This is a genomic window from Rothia sp. P7181, from assembly GCF_048513015.1.
Lineage (GTDB): Bacteria > Actinomycetota > Actinomycetes > Actinomycetales > Micrococcaceae > Rothia.
Genome location: NZ_JBLXXZ010000005.1, coordinates 48,178 through 63,159, shown reverse-complemented (window position 1 = coordinate 63,159; position 14,982 = coordinate 48,178). Strand labels below are relative to the sequence as shown.

The 14,982-nt window shown below is 49.3% G+C and carries 13 protein-coding genes; 11 read left to right on the top strand and 2 right to left on the bottom strand.

Features of this window, described 5'->3' with window-relative positions:
• Positions 1-116 precede the first annotated feature (116 nt).
• The 6 genes from infB to ACN08Z_RS03795 all read left to right on the top strand — a co-directional run bounded on the left by infB (position 117) and on the right by ACN08Z_RS03795 (position 6,735).
• Positions 117-3,035, top strand: a complete 2,919-nt coding sequence (gene infB / locus ACN08Z_RS03820; protein WP_419103270.1) for a translation initiation factor IF-2 — start codon at positions 117-119, stop codon at positions 3,033-3,035.
• A 187-nt stretch (positions 3,036-3,222) separates the two neighbouring features.
• Entirely contained in the window at positions 3,223-3,666 is a 444-nt protein-coding gene (rbfA, locus tag ACN08Z_RS03815) for a 30S ribosome-binding factor RbfA (RefSeq protein ID WP_419102167.1), read from the top strand.
• A 3-nt stretch (positions 3,667-3,669) separates the two neighbouring features.
• Complete coding sequence (truB, locus tag ACN08Z_RS03810) at positions 3,670-4,746, top strand: tRNA pseudouridine(55) synthase TruB (RefSeq protein ID WP_419103269.1); 1,077 nt, start codon at positions 3,670-3,672, stop codon at positions 4,744-4,746.
• Positions 4,743-5,117 carry a hypothetical protein gene (locus ACN08Z_RS03805; RefSeq protein ID WP_419103268.1) on the top strand — a complete coding sequence of 125 codons (375 nt, stop codon included), beginning with the start codon at positions 4,743-4,745 and terminating at the stop codon, positions 5,115-5,117. Before truB ends, ACN08Z_RS03805 begins: the two co-directional genes overlap by 4 nt.
• Positions 5,118-5,226: 109 nt before the next feature.
• Positions 5,227-5,637 carry a hypothetical protein gene (locus tag ACN08Z_RS03800; protein ID WP_419103267.1) on the top strand — a complete coding sequence of 137 codons (411 nt, stop codon included), beginning with the start codon at positions 5,227-5,229 and terminating at the stop codon, positions 5,635-5,637.
• Between the two features lie 129 nt (positions 5,638-5,766).
• The gene (locus tag ACN08Z_RS03795) at positions 5,767-6,735 is read left to right on the top strand and encodes a bifunctional riboflavin kinase/FAD synthetase (RefSeq protein ID WP_419103266.1); all 969 of its coding nucleotides are present in this window, start codon (positions 5,767-5,769) and stop codon (positions 6,733-6,735) included.
• Between the two features lie 70 nt (positions 6,736-6,805).
• Here the strand turns inward: ACN08Z_RS03795 and ACN08Z_RS03790 are convergent, their stop codons facing one another.
• Positions 6,806-7,633: an aldo/keto reductase gene (locus ACN08Z_RS03790; RefSeq protein WP_419103265.1), complete on the bottom strand. Its 828-nt coding sequence runs from the start codon at positions 7,631-7,633 to the stop codon at positions 6,806-6,808.
• A 19-nt stretch (positions 7,634-7,652) separates the two neighbouring features.
• On the bottom strand, positions 7,653-8,402 hold the full coding sequence (locus ACN08Z_RS03785) for a 5'-methylthioadenosine/adenosylhomocysteine nucleosidase (RefSeq protein WP_419103264.1): 750 nt from the start codon (positions 8,400-8,402) through the stop codon (positions 7,653-7,655).
• Between the two features lie 133 nt (positions 8,403-8,535).
• Here ACN08Z_RS03785 and ACN08Z_RS03780 point away from each other — a divergent pair, with 133 nt between their 5' ends.
• The 5 genes from ACN08Z_RS03780 (at position 8,536) to ACN08Z_RS03760 (ending at position 14,947) form a co-directional block, all read left to right on the top strand.
• Entirely contained in the window at positions 8,536-8,901 is a 366-nt protein-coding gene (locus ACN08Z_RS03780; protein WP_419103263.1) for a hypothetical protein, read from the top strand.
• A gap of 153 nt (positions 8,902-9,054) precedes the next feature.
• Complete coding sequence (locus ACN08Z_RS03775) at positions 9,055-10,422, top strand: amino acid permease (protein WP_419103262.1); 1,368 nt, start codon at positions 9,055-9,057, stop codon at positions 10,420-10,422.
• A gap of 185 nt (positions 10,423-10,607) precedes the next feature.
• Positions 10,608-10,877, top strand: a complete 270-nt coding sequence (gene rpsO / locus ACN08Z_RS03770) for a 30S ribosomal protein S15 (RefSeq protein ID WP_419102176.1) — start codon at positions 10,608-10,610, stop codon at positions 10,875-10,877.
• 289 nt (positions 10,878-11,166) lie between these two features.
• Positions 11,167-13,410 (top strand): polyribonucleotide nucleotidyltransferase, encoded by a 2,244-nt coding sequence (locus ACN08Z_RS03765; protein WP_419103261.1) that lies wholly within the window; start codon positions 11,167-11,169, stop codon positions 13,408-13,410.
• Between the two features lie 205 nt (positions 13,411-13,615).
• On the top strand, positions 13,616-14,947 hold the full coding sequence (locus ACN08Z_RS03760) for a M16 family metallopeptidase (protein ID WP_419103260.1): 1,332 nt from the start codon (positions 13,616-13,618) through the stop codon (positions 14,945-14,947).
• Positions 14,948-14,982 lie beyond the last annotated feature (35 nt).

Here is a 14,982-nt window from a genome sequence, read left to right as displayed (position 1 = left end):
ACTATTACGTGCTCTGACACTGGCAAAACGATGGGTGGTTACAACCGTAATACACCCGTTTATCTCAAGTACTGAAGGTTCGCGCCGTCCTCGGCGTGAGCCAGGACAGGAGAAAAGTGGCTAAACCCCGCGTACACGAGATCGCGAAAGATCTCGGTATCACCTCTAAAGAAGCCGTCGCAAAGCTTCAAGAACTCGGCGAATTCGTCAAAAGTGCGTCTTCGACCGTTGAACCTCCCGTAGAGAAAAAACTACGTGCAGCGTTCCCCAAGAAAGAAAACTCTGCAGAAAAAGCTGAAAAAGCTCCGCAGAAGAGTTCTTCCCCTAAAACAACAGGTGCAGCGAAGCCTGCGCCTAAACCTTCTACCAGCTCAGCTGTTAAACCTGGACCTAAACCTCCAGCTAAAGCACCAGTTGCGGAAGCTAAAACTTCTCAGCCTTCACCTGTTGCTAAGCCTGCAGCGCAGCCAGAGAAACCCGCTCAGCCTAAGAGCTCTGCAAAGCCCTCTGGTCCTCGCCCCGGCAACAACCCCTTCTCTACGCAACAGGGAATGGCTCAGCAGGCACCCACACCGGCTAATACCCCTAAACCAGGTGCTGTCTCTGCTAAGCCTGGGCCTAAACCTGGCCCTCGCCCCGGCAACAACCCCTTCTCTACACAACAGGGAATGGGCAAGAGCTCTGAACGCGGTGGACGCCCCGAACGTGGCGGTAATGCTTCTGCTCGTGGCGGACGCAACCAGCGTGGTGGCAACAACGCTCCTCGCCCCGGTGGCGCAAACGCTGGAGCACGCCCCGGTGGTGGACGTAATCCACGTCCTGCCGGAAATGGTGCTCCTCGCCCCGCAGGTAATAATGCTCCTCGCTCCGGTGGTGCAAATGCTCCTCGCCCAGCGGGTAATAACGCTCCTCGTCCTGCAGCTAACGCAGGTAGCGGAGCAAACCGTCCATCACCTAATATGATGCCGACGAAGATGACCCCTGGTGCTAGCCCTCGTGGTGGCGGCGCTGGTGGCAACTCTCGCCGTGGCGGCAATTCCGGTGGCGGATTCAACCGCGGACCAGGACGTGGTGGCCCCGGTGGTGGACGTGGAAATGCGCAGGGTGCTTTCGGCCGCGGAGGTGCCGGCTCTAAACGCAAGAGCAAGAAGCGTGCACGCATCAATCGTGACCTTGAAGAGATTCTACTACCGCACTTGGCAGGTGTTCAGATTCCTCGCGGTGACGGAAACACTCTCGTTCGTCTTCGCCGTGGTGCATCTATTACCGACTTTGCTGAGAAAATCAATGCAAATCCTGCATCGTTGATTACCGTGCTATTCCGTCTTGGCGAAATGGCAACGCAAACTCAGTCATTGGATGAAGAAACCTTTGAACTGCTCGGCGCAGAACTCGGTTACGTTGTTAAAATCGTTTCCCCTGAAGACGAAGAACGCGAACTCTTTGAATCCTTCGACATCAACCTTGAAGCAGAAACTGCTGCAGAAGATGACGATGTCCTAGAGGTTCGTCCTCCAGTGGTAACTGTTATGGGTCACGTCGACCACGGTAAAACCCGTTTGCTTGACGCTATCCGTAATACGAACGTGATTGAGGGAGAAGCCGGCGGTATTACCCAGCACATCGGCGCGTACCAGATTCACACGACTGTTGAAGGCGAAAAGCGAGCCATCACCTTTATTGATACTCCCGGTCACGAAGCGTTCACCGCAATGCGTGCCCGTGGTGCTAAAGTCACTGACATCGCAATTTTGGTGGTTGCAGCAGACGACGGCGTAATGCCTCAGACTGTTGAAGCTATCCGTCACGCACAGGCCGCTAAGGTTCCTATGATTGTGGCTGTCAACAAGATTGATAAAGAGGGCGCTTCACCTGATAAGGTTCGTGGACAGCTCACTGAATACGACCTCATCCCTGAAGAATACGGTGGAGACACCATGTTTGTGGATGTCTCAGCACGCGATAACCTCAACATTGATGCTCTCTTGGAAGCTGTCTGCCTCACTGCAGACAACACCATGGTCCTTAAAGCGAACCCCCATAAAGAAGCTCGTGGCGTTGCTATTGAAGCAAACCTCGACAAGGGACGCGGCGCTGTGTCCACTGTGCTGGTACAGTCCGGTACCTTGCATATTGGTGATGCGATTGTTGCCGGTGTGGCTTATGGTCGTGTTCGTGCAATGTTCGATGAGAACGGTCAAGCCCTTACAGAAGCTGGGCCTTCACGTCCAGTTCAGGTACTTGGTCTTTCTACCGTTCCTCGTGCAGGCGATACGTTCATCTCCACCGAAGAAGAACGTACTGCACGTCAAATTGCTGAAAAGCGTGAAGCTGCAGACCGTAACGCACAGCTTGCGAGCCGTCGTAAACGCGTCACCTTGGAATCCTTCGATGACGCAGTTGCTGAAGGCAAGATGGACACCTTGAACCTCATCATTAAGGGTGACGTCTCAGGTGCTGTTGAAGCTCTTGAAGAGTCCTTGATGAAGATTGAAGCTGGCGGAGATGAAGTTCAGCTCCGTATCATTCACCGTGGTGTTGGTGCTATCACTCAAAATGACGTGAACCTTGCAACCGTTGATAACGCTGTGATTATTGGCTTCAACGTTCGTCCGGCCGAACGCGTGGCAGAACTGGCAGAACGCGAAGGCGTAGAAATGAAGTTCTACTCCGTGATTTACCGTGCAATCGAAGAAATTGAGCTTGCTGTCAAGGGCATGCTCAAACCTGAATACGAAGAAGTGGAGCTTGGTTCTGCTGAGATTCGCGAAGTATTCCGTTCTTCCAAGTGGGGTAACATCGCTGGTTCTATTGTTAAAGACGGAATTATCAAGCGTAACGCTAAGGCTCGTCTGGTTCGTGATGGCTCCGTTGTTGCAGATAACCTCAACATCGAGTCATTGCGACGATTCAAAGATGACGCTACTGAAGTTCGTGAAGGCTACGAGTGTGGTATCGGACTTGGATCCTTCAACGATATTCACGAAGGCGACATCATTGAGACGTGGGAACTCCGAGAAAAGCCACGCGTCTAAAAAACATATGATGCTAGGGTGAACACTACGTTAGATAGATGTGGCGGTTCACTCCGCTAATCTATCAAGGGTGAGAGTGCAGGGGAATCTGTGCTCTCACCCTTGATAGTTTTTGAGTGCGTTGACCTTTAACCGGTAGACTGAGATAAGAACCGGTATATTAAAACTATTTTTCAAGGAGAGACTGATGGCTGATGCAGCTCGCGCCGCACGCTTGGCAGATCGTATCAAAGTGATTGTGGCTCAGGCACTAGAACGTCGCATTAAAGACCCTCGTCTAGGGTTCGTGACAGTAACAGATGCTCGCGTTACCAACGATTTGCAACATGCAACCGTGTACTACACCGTATACGGCACCCCCGAAGAACAAGAATCAACAAAAGCGGCTTTAGAATCAGCTCGTGGTATCTTGCGTTCTGAGGTAGGAAAAAATATTACTGCTCGTCTGACTCCGACATTAACTTTTGTTCCTGACGAGGTGCCGGTCAATGCTTCTCATATTGAGGAGTTGTTGCGTCAGGCACGCAGCCGTGATGAGGCTCTGGCACAAGAATCTGCTCAAGCTCAATATGCAGGTGAAGCTGACCCTTATAAAAAACCTGCTGAAGATACCGAAGACGAAGAAGCATAATCGGTGGCACGCCGAGCACCTAACGGACCTTCGGGAATTGTTGTTATTGATAAACCTGCAGGTCTAACGAGTCATGATGTCGTTGGGAAAGTGCGCCGTTTAGCGCAGACCCGACGGGTTGGACATGCCGGAACTTTAGACCCTATGGCAACGGGCGTTCTCATCGTAGGCGTTAATAAAGCAACTAAGCTGTTGACGTGGATTACGGGGGAGTCGAAGAGCTATACGGCAACCATTCGTCTGGGTGGTACGACTCATAGCGACGATTTTGATGGTCAGCTTCGTTGGTTATGTTCTTCTGAACATCTCAAGACCATACGTGATGAAGATATTGTTCAGCAGACACAGAAACTGACCGGAGACATTATTCAAGTACCTTCATCAGTTTCTGCTATTAAGGTCGATGGTGTGCGTTCTTATGCACGTGCCCACCAAGGTGAAGACGTTGAGCTTGCTGGGCGTGCCGTGCATGTGGCGGCGTTTGAGGTACTTGATATATCTCATCAGATGGTACATATCGGACAGATGTCCCGTGAACTATCTGATGATGTCGTATCAGAATATGCTGACGATACAATCGTTCCTGTCATTGATGTACGTGTTGACGTGTCTGTTTCTTCTGGTACGTACGTACGTGCTTTGGCTCGTGATTTAGGGAAGAGTCTTGGTACCGGAGGGTATTTGACAGAATTACGTCGTACCCGCATTGGCAGTGTGAACTTAGAACAATCGGTGCCTTTAGAAGAACTGGCTGCCCAAGAAGAGACTGACGGGAAGATACAGCTGATTTCTTTGGAAGATTCTGTTCGAGCTATTTTCCCTTCTCGTACCCTCTTAGCAGAAGAAGCGACAGACATTTCTTTTGGTCGAGCCATTAAAGCTCGCTCTGAGGACGTCGCTTTATACGTGGCCCCTCAAGAGCCGAATGAGCACCCCCGTACTGAAGGTGTAGAAGCCGTTTTTGCTCCTGACGGTACCTTGGTGGCGTTGGTAAAAAACCAGAAGAAGCGTGGAAAGGTCTTGAGCTTTCCATTATTGGTGTGGGAATCAGGAAAAATATTTGAGGATCCAGAAGCATGATGTTTGCTGGTTTAGACCTATGGTTTTGGGGGACTGCACTTTTAGGTGGGGTATCTTCTCTCATCTGTTGTTGGCAGTTTTTGCGAGGCCGTGTTCCCGATGACTGGTCTCAAGGTTCTGTTCTTATCCTTGAGCTATGGCTGGTGATATATCTCATCGGTTCAGTGATCATGCAACTAACTACTGACGGTCCTCGCGGAGACTGGTTAGAATACTATGGTTATCTCATCACCGCGATGCTCATTCCTGCCGGAACTTTTTTCTGGTCACTGTCAGAACGCACCCGTTGGTCTACTTTAGTGTTGGCGTTAGCTGGCGCGGTTCTGATTGTGATGGTGCACCGGATGAATATGCTCTGGTACTACTATTAGGCCGAAGCGTTTCTGCTCTATAGTGCAGGGCGGATGGGGTGTCACACTACCATGCACCTGATAATGGTGCTCGGGTTCTTTCCGAAAGATAAGAAGAGAAAAAGAGAATATGTCTAATCTCCCCGCAACAAAGTCTCGTGGCTTTGGCAGACTACTCATCGTGATTTATTGGGTGTTTTCTTTGTCTGCAACTGCCCGAGCTGGATACCAGCTGATTCGTAAGTTTGACCAAGCTCCGGTGTCTATTACACTTTCTGCTATTTCTGCGGTGGTGTATATTGTGGCAACTATTTTTCTTGCTCGAAAAGATGCAACCTCATGGAAGCTCGCTGTTGGGGCAGTCAGCTTTGAACTAGTAGGTGTTGTGTCGGTGAGTATCCTTTCGTATGCGCGCCCTGACTTATTTCCTCTAGCGAGCGTGTGGTCTCACTTCGGTCAAGGGTATGGGTATATACCGTTGGTATTGCCTATCGTTGGTCTTTGGTGGTTGATGCGTACTCGGAAGCTTTCTACACCTTAATGGTGCATGCTATACCAGCTCGTAAGCTCTGAAACTTTTCTGTGAGTGTGTCCTGAACCGTGATGTGTTCTTGTGGTACGGGGTTCATTGCGTAGGATAGAGATAAGAGAACCAAACTCAAGGAGAACTGTGGACGTCTACCGTCATCTCAACGATATACCTGAACAAGGTGCACCTTCTGTGGTGACTTTAGGGAACTTTGACGGTGTGCATACCGGTCATGTTGCTGTACTCAAAACTGTTGTTGAGTATGCGCAAAAACATGCGTTGCGGTCGGTTGCTATTTCTTTTGACCCTCACCCAGCGCGGGTTCATCGTCCAGAGGTTTCTTTGGAAGAGATTATGGGTCAAGAAGATCGCCAAATTTTCTTAGAAGAGGTGGGTATTGACCATTATCTTCTCATGGAATACACTCACGATTTTTCTCTTCAAAGTCCTGAAGATTTCGTAGAGTCTACTTTCATACAATCTCTTAACGCTAAATATGTGGTGATTGGTGAAGACGTACGTTTTGGGCGGAATAATAATGGCGATTTAGCTACGATGCGCCAGCTTGGGCAACGTTATGGGTTTGACGTTGTGACCATTTCCGACCTTAAAACAGGTGATGGGCAGCGAGTGTCCTCGACCCGTATTCGTGAATTATTAGCGCAGGGTAAGGTACGTCAGGCTGCCGAGCTTCTAGGGCGTCCTCACCGTATGCGTGGAGAGATTGTTCATGGTGCAGCTCGTGGACGTTTATTAGGTTTTCCCACGGCAAATATGTCTGCTGAGGCTGAAGGCTTCATACCAGCTGATGGCGTTTATGCAGGATGGCTGATAGATGAACAGGGAACTCGTCACCCTGTGGCAACATCGGTTGGGACGAATCCAACGTTTGAAGGTATTACACGCCGACAAGTTGAGGCTCATGTGTTAGGTCGTCCTGATGAGCCTATTGAAAACTTTAATCTTTATGGCCAACATGTTGTTTTAGAGTTTACGGAGCATCTTCGGGACATGGTTGCTTATACCGGTGTTGACGCTTTGGTTGAACAGATTGCTCAAGACGTCGTTGATGCTGAACGTGTTCTCTTATCGAAAGACGTATCAGCTTAGAATAGTCGTGAATATACACGTGGGGGTGAACCGTTACAGGTTCACCCCCACGTGTATGGTCAAGGATTTTTTACATTTCTTCGTGCTCTCGTGGATCGTACCCTTTGCACGGAGCGACTTTATCGTATTCGGTAATACGTTTCATCTGTTCAGGGTTGAGTTCCCACGTGAAGACGTCGATATTCTCTTCCATGCGTTGTGGGTTAGCACTCTTAGGGATAGGTACCATCTGTTGTTGTACTGCCCAGCGAAGTGCAACCTGTGCTGGGGTGACCCCAAGCTGTTGTGCAATGTCAGCAAATACTGCGTCATTTTTGAGGGTTTTCATACGGCCTAGGGGCGACCAGCATTGGGTAATAATTGCATTTTGTGCGTTGTACTCGGAGAGCTCTTTTTGACGGTAGAAGGGGCTTAGCTCAATTTGGTTGACGGCGGGGGTGACACCGCTGTCTGCCACGATACGTTCAATATGTTCGGGGAGGAAATTTGAGACTCCGATAGAACGAATTTTTCCTTCTTCTTGCATACGTACTAACGCTTTCCACGTGGGTACGTAGAGGTTTTGAGAAGGGTTAGGCCAGTGAATGAGGCACAGGTCAAGATACTCAACTTTGAGACGTTCTAAAGATGAGTGAACCGAATTAATCGTGGCGTCAAAGCCGTGGTCACGCCCTGGTATTTTGGTGGTGACGAAAAGTTCTTCTCGATCAACTCCGCATCGTTGAATAGCTTGCCCTACACCGTGTTCGTTGCGATAGTTTTGTGCGGTGTCAATGAGTCTGTAGCCTCGTCGGATAGCTTCTGCAACGGCAACTTCTGCTTGCACATCGTCCATACCGTAGGTGCCTAAGCCGATGGGCGGAATAGTATTTCCGTCACGCATAATGTGGTCTTGCATCTTAACCTTCCCCTGACAATTATTTCTTTATTTTTTCTATCATACGGAGTATGTATTGCGCTGAACGTGGAGCGACGATGTCCATGGAAAGATGAAAATCTTGGTCTGCAGCTGGTCCGCAAAGATCTGAGACGCATCGGACTGCGATAAATGGTACGCGATAGCTGTAGCATACTTGGGCGATTGCGGTGGTTTCCATATCGGTAGATAGGGCAGCGGGGAAGACCGCTCGCGTGTCTTTGACGTTATGTGCAGTGACGAAAGAACCGCCAGCTAACATTAATCCAATTTTGACCGAGTGAGTGCTTTCTGCTTCTACAGTGCGTGCATTCTCTAGGAGTTCGGTATTGCTGTCGTAGTATGTTGGCATGCTGGGTACTTGTCCGCGTTCGTACCCGAATGCGGTGGCGTCTGCATCGGTGTAGGTGTATTGTGTGCCGATGATGACATCCCCAACGTTAACGTTTTGGTGGAGTCCTCCGGCTGTTCCACCGCATAGGACTGCGCTGGGATGTTTAATCTGTGAGAGGGCGAAACTGGTCGCGCTGGCGGCATTAACTAACCCGATTTTTGAGCGCACAAGCAAAATGGGGTGTGCTGTTTCTTGGTGCATATAGTAGCGGGGGAAGAACTTTGCTTCTCCGATGGTGTAGCTAGATGCCGCTTCGACGGTGCTATCGAGTAGCGGTGCAGCTTCTTCGTCCATAGCGACTTGGACGATGACAGCGTGCGAGAATGCTTCTGGTAGGTCAGGTGTTGTATGTTCCATATGTCTTATTCTCTCTCACCTCTATGTTTTTAGCTACTGGGGTGGGTATCTCTCATCTTGTTTGGGCGGGGTGCGAGAGATTATTCGGGTTTTACTCTGGTGTTTCTCAGGAGTGAACCATAGACTACAGAAGATGACTTTTGGCAGGTCGATACAAGAAAAATGTATTGACTGTGATTCCTTTGAGGAGAATAAGATGAGCGTGATGGTTCCTACGATTGCTAGCGTTACTGGTTTGATGGGCGGTTATAAGATTGCTCGTGTGACGGGTGTTCGTGCTCTTGGTGGTGTTGTGCTTGCTGCCGGTGGTGCTGTTGCGTATTCGGGGTGGAAGAAGAATGTGGGAACCTCTACTGCTCTTGCTTTAACGGGTGTGTATCTTGGTAGTTTTGGTTATTCTCATGTTCTTGCTCATAAGATTGGGGCGTGGCCTTCGGTGTGTGCTGTAACAGGTGCGACGGCTGCTGCCTCTGTGGTGTTTGGTCGTCAGGGGCGTTAACGTCTTGTATGGGGTTTTGTGACGGTAGTTGTCGTAGTTTTTTGAGTTTTAGTGTTTCTTATATCTCATATATGAGAATAACTATGCATTATTTTGTGTATTTATGTAACAATGAGGGGTCAGATTGATTCCCTAATTATTCAGGAATAGCTCATGAATGCTACCGCCTCCCCATCAACACCGGATACTTCCTCAGCGCTGAGGCGAGGACTATCTCTTCGCCACATCCTTTTTATCGCCCTCGGTTCAGCCATCGGAACCGGACTCTTCTACGGTTCTGCCTCAGCCATTTCTCTTGCTGGGCCCTCCGTCCTTTTGGCATATATGATCGGTGGCGCAGCTGTTTTTATGGTCATGCGCGCGATGGGGCAGATGGCTCTAGCACATCCTGTCTCAGGTGCATTCTCTGAATACGCCACTCGATACCTTGGCCCTTGGGCAGGCTTCACCACCGGATGGACCTACGCATTTGAAATGGCACTTGTCGCTATTGCAGACGTGACAGCTTTTGCCGTTTACATGCAGTTTTGGTTTCCATCTTCTCCTGCATGGGTATGGATTGGCGTAGTTCTATTGCTCATCATGGCCATTAACCTTGTCCAGATTAAAGCTTTCGGAGAAAGTGAGTTCTGGTTTACCACCATCAAAGTCGGCGCAATTATTGCGATGATTGCCGGTGGTATTGTGCTAATGCTCGTCGGCACCCAATCCGTTGCCGGAAACACCGCCTCCATTACAAATCTTTGGAGTCACGGGGGATTCTTCCCTCACGGTATTGCCGGTTTTGTCGCTTGCTTCACCGTCGTGATGTTCGCCTTCGGTGGTATTGAAACAATTGGTATTGCTGCTGGAGAAGCAGAAAATCCTCAAGTTTCTATTCCGAAAGCCGTCAATACCACGCCTGTGCGTATTCTTCTTTTCTACGTTTTAGCGCTAACTGTCATTATGTCTTTGATTCCTTGGAACCAGATTCAAGGGCAGAGTTCACCTTTCGTACAAATTTTTAGCGCATTAGGTATTCCAGCAGCAGCTCATATTCTTAACTTTGTTGTGCTCACAGCGGCTGTTTCTGCTATCAACGCTGATGTTTATGGTGCTGGTCGTATGCTGTATGGTCTTGCCCAACAAAAAATGGCACCTCAGACGTTTACTCGTACCGCGAAAAATGGGGTTCCCTACATGACTGTTGTATGCACAGGTTTAGTCCTTATCGTGGGTGTTTTCGTTAACGTCTTCTTTGAAAATGCGTTCTTAGTGGTTGCTTCTCTTGCAACTTTTGCAACGGTCATGGTGTGGGTCATGATTCTCCTATCTCATATCGCTTTTGCGCGAAAGAGCCAGCATAACGTTTCTTCGCGTGGCTCTTATGTGGCATTGGCATTCATGGCCTTTATTGTGCTGCAATTTGCGTTCTTTGCAGATACCCGTTTAGCACTGGTTGTTGGTTCTATTTGGTGTGTATTCCTTGGCGTATTTTATGTAACTTTTGTCAAAAAGAATCAAGGAAGTTCGCTCCTGTAGTTCTCCTAGCGTTTTCTTTCAGGTAGAGTAAGAGAGATATGAGACTGCAGTCCGTGGTTGTCTCATAGTGTTCTTATTGCTTCTCGGCTCTTAGCGTTGCTAAATCTGAGGCGTAATATAACGAATCCCCGACAACAAAAATGTTGTTCGGGCCGTACACGGCACTAACTCTAGGAGTTATAACAGTGGCGCTAGATCCCGCAGTTAAACAGGAAATTATCAAGGAATACGCAACTCACGAAGGTGACACCGGTTCGCCCGAGGTGCAGATTGCAGTTTTGACTCGTCGTATCACCGACTTGACCGAACACTTGAAATTCCACAAACACGATCACCACTCTCGTCGTGGCTTGATGATCCTCGTTGGTCGTCGCCGCAACATGCTTGGCTACCTCAAGAGTGTTGACATCGAACGTTACCGTGCTCTTATCGAGCGTCTCGGTATCCGCCGATAAACAATAAACTTTGGGAGGGCGAAACCGGTGTAACATACTCTAACGGCTACGGCGATAAGAGTATGAAACGTCGGTGACGCCCTCTTTCGGCTTTAGAGAGTTTCCTAAACCTCTCAAAAGCCGTCACCTACTAAAAACAAAAAATAAGAACCGATACTCACTCAGAGGATTGACCGGTCCTCGGTTGCGGTTTGCGGAGCACCACATCAACTCGTGCGTGTGCCGAAAACTTCCATCGAAGATCGATCTTGTCTGAGAGAGATACCGGCAGAGAAGAAATGGAGGAACCTTGGAAGGTCCCGAAATTAAATTTGCAGAAGCTATTATCGACAACGGAAAATTCGGTACTCGTACCGTCCGTTTTGAAACTGGACGTCTCGCAAAACAAGCAGCAGGTTCAGCTCTCGTCACCATCGACGAAGACACCACCTTGCTTTCCGCTACCGCTATTAGCAAATCCCCGCGCGAAGGCTTTGACTTCTTCCCGCTGACCGTAGACGTCGAAGAACGCATGTACGCAGCAGGAAAGATTCCTGGCTCATTCTTCCGCCGTGAAGGACGGCCCACCACCGAAGCAATCCTTGCAGCACGCCTCATCGACCGCCCACTTCGTCCAGCCTTCACCAAAGGTATCCGCAACGAAGTTCAAGTAGTCGTTACCGTTCTGACCATTGACCCTGACGAAATCTACAACACCGTAGCAATCAACGCAGCATCATGCTCCACCACTCTATCGGGCGCTCCATTTAGTGGTCCTATCGGTGGTGTGCGTATCGCCCTCATCGACGGACAATGGGTGTGCTTCCCGAAACATTCACAGCTGGAAAACGCCGTTTTCGATATGGCTGTTGCTGGTCGTATCGTCACCAAAGCTGATGGAACAGAAGACGTTGCCATCATGATGGTTGAAGCAGAAGCAACCGACAATTCTTGGACACTCATTAAAGATAACGGTCAGCAAGCACCCACTGAAGAGGTTGTTGCACAAGGCCTCGAAGCAGCAAAACCTTTCATCAAAGCGCTATGCGAAGCTCAGCTAGCCCTTAAGAATGAAGCAGGTAAAGAGCCTCTTGATCTACCAACTTTCGGTTCACACGACGAAGACGTAGACAACGCTGTCAAGAACTTTGCAGCAGACAAGCTCGTTGAAGTGTACTCTATCGCTGGTAAACAAGAACGCGAACAGGCTGCTACAGAACTACAAACTGCGCTACTTGAAGCACTTACCGCTGAAGGACAAGAGTTCGAAGGCCGTGAAGACGAAGTAGAAGCAGCTTTTGCCGCTTTGACAAAACACACGGTGCGTCAGCGTATTCTTACCGAACAGGTACGTATTGATGGACGTGGTCTCACCGATATCCGCCAGCTGACCGCCGAAGTTGAAGTTCTTCCTCGCGTACACGGCTCAGCAATCTTCGAACGCGGAGAAACCCAGATTATGGGTGTCACCACGTTGAACATGCTCAAGATGGAACAGCAGCTTGACTCTCTACACCCTGTCAAAGCAAAACGCTACATCCATCACTACAACTTCCCTCCATACTCCACCGGCGAAACCGGCCGTGTGGGCTCACCGAAACGACGCGAAATCGGACACGGTGCTCTAGCAGAACGTGCGCTTACACCAGTGCTGCCTTCTCGTGAAGAGTTCCCTTACGCAATCCGTCAGGTTTCTGAAGCTCTTGGCTCCAACGGCTCCACATCTATGGGTTCTGTATGTGCTTCAACCCTTTCTCTACTCAACGCTGGCGTACCGCTACGTGCACCTGTTGCAGGTATTGCTATGGGACTTGTCTCCGATGAGGTTGACGGAGAAACCCGCTACGCAGCATTGACCGACATCCTTGGCGCAGAAGATGCTCTAGGCGATATGGACTTCAAAGTTGCCGGAACCAGCGAGTTCGTCACCGCAATTCAGCTCGATACCAAACTCGACGGCATCCCCGCATCTGTTCTTGCCGCAGCGCTAACTCAAGCTCGTGAAGCACGCCTTCATATCCTCGAAGTTCTCAACGCAGCTATCGACGCCCCCGACGAGATGAGCGACTACGCTCCTCGCGTGATTTCGGTACAAGTTCCTGTCTCAAAGATTGGTGAAGTCATTGGTCCTAAGGGCAAGATGATTAACCAGATTCAAGAAGATACCGGAACCGATATCTCCATCGAAGATGACGGAACCGTCTACATCGGCGCAGTGGACGGGCCTTCAGCAGAAGCTGCTCGTGCGGCAGTGAATGCTATCGCGAACCCACAGGTTCCCGAAGTCGGCGAACGCTACCTCGGAACCGTCGTCAAGACCACAACTTTTGGGGCGTTTATCTCTTTGACCCCCGGTAAAGACGGTCTGTTGCACATTTCTGAACTTCGTAAGCTCAACGACGGCAAACGAGTCAACGATGTTGAAGACGTTGTCTCAGTGGGACAGAAGATTCAGGTTGAAATCGCCAAAATCGATGATCGTGGCAAGCTATCTCTTGCTCCTGTCGTCGCCGGCGAAGAAAACACCGACGAAGAAGAAAACGACAACGAATAATCTCGTAGGTCGTCTCTGAAAAGACGCTACATCTGTAGCGTATTGTTTCAGTAGCCTGCATAAGTGTCTTGTGTACTTGTGCAGGCTACTCTTTTATAAGTTTTTAACCTTTCTAGAACAACGCCCAAAAACATACCCCCCCATCTAACGGTAAAAGCTGAGCGGGCTGAATAACACACTTAAAACACACACATTTAGGGGAATAATGGCTATATTGCTTCCAACTTCATGGAACGAACTTCGTGATGAACTAGACTACGAAAACGGAAAAATCATCGAACAAGGAGAAGGCGGCCACGAAGTCCGTCGTTCTGTTCTACCTGGTGGTATTCGAGTCATCACCGAAAAAATGCCAGCATTACAAAGTGTCTCTTTAGGTTTTTGGGTAGGTGTCGGCTCACGAGATGAACAAGCTGGAATGTACGGTTCCACCCACTTCCTCGAACACCTCCTCTTCAAAGGAACCGCTCAACGAACAGCTCTAGATATCGCCGAAGCCTTTGACAGCGTCGGCGGAGACTCCAACGCCTTCACCGCAAAAGAACAGACCTGCTACTATGCTCGAGTTCTGACAAAAGATATGCCCCTCGCCATAGACGTCATGGCAGATATGCTGGCGCACTCTTTACTGGATGAAGAACTTTTAGAAAAAGAACGCCAAGTGATTCTTGAAGAACTTGCTATGGGCCAAGACGACCCTGTAGACGTAGCATTCGAAAGTTTCACAGAACAACTCCTTGGCACACACCCATTAGGGCGACCCGTGGGCGGTACGGTAACCGAAATTGAAGATGTACCTCGCCAATCTGTGTGGGAACACTACCGCCACTACTACACCCCTGAACAGCTAGTTATTACCGCCGCTGGTGGGTTAGAACACCGCGAGGTCGTCCAACAGGTTCTCGAAGCATTCTCTCGGTACGGCTGGGAACTACCCGAGAACACTGCTCCTATTGAACGACGCGCTCAAGGAATCAGCCACATCGCTGATGGAATAAACCACAAAATTATTGATAAAGGTTGCGAACAAACACACATCTTATTGGGCGTTCACGGCATTATCTCTCAAGACGATAGACGCTATGCACTGAACATTTTAAACTCAGCTTTTGGGGGAGGGATGTCCTCACGTCTTTTCCAAGAAGTTCGTGAAAAACGTGGACTAGCATATTCGACCTCTGCCTTCTCGAACTCATACTCTGATGCCGGAATTTTTGGTATGTACGCAGGATGTTTACCCGATAAAACTGAACAGGTACAAGAAATCCTCCGAACAGAATTCGATAAGCTAGCTCAAGACGGCCTACACCCAGAAGAGCTGAAAAAAGTAATTGGGCAGATGCAAGGCTCTATGTTGCTTGGTTATGAAAGCCCTGAATCACGTATGACTCGTTTAGGGGTTATCGAATTAGGTTCAGGTATCTATCGAACGTTAGAAGAAAGCAGCCAGAAATTATGTGAGGTCACTTTAGAGCAGGTACAAGAGCTAGCACAATTTCTCGCCCAACAAGAGATGACAACAACAATCGTCCGATAGAACACTCCAGATTCGTGTGCCTATCAGATACTCGA